The sequence below is a fragment of the Streptococcus pseudopneumoniae genome (assembly GCF_038148935.1).
Taxonomy (GTDB): Bacteria; Bacillota; Bacilli; order Lactobacillales; family Streptococcaceae; genus Streptococcus; species Streptococcus pseudopneumoniae_U.
The window spans coordinates 1-1,235 of the sequence record NZ_JBBJZX010000171.1; the positions used below are offsets into that span (position 1 = coordinate 1).

A 1,235-nucleotide genomic window follows, 5' to 3' on the forward strand; every position below is an offset into this window, starting at 1 on the left:
ATGATAAAAAAATACGTTACCAAAAAAGGAGAGACTAGATATCTCTTTCAAACATACCTGGGCATAGACCCTGCTACTGGAAAAGAAAAACGCACAACACGCCGTGGTTTTAAAACCATTAAAGAGGCAAAGGCTGCCGAACGTGATCTTCTCTTAGACGTTGAAGAGAACGGTTTTTCAAACAATGAAGATTTCCAGAACCCTACTTTTGCTGAAGTTGCTGAGTTATGGCTTGAAAGCTATAAAAACACTGTGAAACCAACAACCTATCAGAATGTCAAGAAAAAACTTGATGTTATGATTGACTTGTATTTTACAGACATGAAGATTCAGGAAATCAGTGTCGCTTATTGTCAGAAAGTTGCTATAAAGTTAAGTAATCGCTATATCCTCTATGCCAATTACTACTCTGTAATCAGCCGTATTTTCAAGTATGCCACTTCTATTGACATTATTAAGTCAAATCCCTTAGATAAGATTATCAAGCCTAAAAATAGGCCATTAAAGGGAAAAGAAAACTACTATACAAAACAGGAACTAACCGAGTTCCTTAAAGTTTACAAAGCAAATTGCAAACCAGTAGACTACACTTTTTTCCACTTGCTCGCTTTTTCTGGATTGAGAACTGGAGAAGCAATCGGCCTCATGTGGTCAGATGTTGACTTTGAAAATAAACGGTTAAGCATTTCTCGCACGGCTGTCGTAATTGGTGACAAGCAAACTGTTCAGGATCCTAAAACCAAAAGGAGTACGAGGGTTATCACCTTAGATGATGAAACTTTAAATGTATTGAAAATCTGGAAACGTCAGCAAATAAAAGAATATTTCCAGGCTAGTGTGCCTTATAAACATGATTCGAATTATATTTTTACGAACAATGGCGGGGGATGGCTTTTAGCTGCAACTATGAAAGTGAAACTTTTAAGATTCTTTCGTAAACACAATAATCTTAAAAAAATTTCGCCTCACGGGTTTAGACATACACACGCTTCTCTCCTATTTGAAGCCGGTGTTACAGCCAAAATTATTTCGGACAGATTAGGTCATAATAATGTTCAAACTACCCTTGATATGTATACCCACATCAACGATAATCAACGTGTTGAAGTCGTTAATCAGCTCATGGATTTCATCCGCTCCAGCTAAAAGTAGTGTCGTATTCAATTTCGTATTCACTTTTACTTAACACGCTAGAAACCCACTGATTTCAAACGATTAGCAAGCTATGTACTATT

At 36.7% G+C, this 1,235-nt stretch carries 1 protein-coding gene; it reads left to right on the forward strand.

Features of this window, described 5'->3' with window-relative positions:
* Positions 1–1,146: site-specific integrase (locus WKI42_RS10405; RefSeq protein ID WP_368081881.1), on the forward strand; the 1,146-nt coding region annotated here is incomplete at its 5' end.
* Positions 1,147–1,235 lie beyond the last annotated feature (89 nt).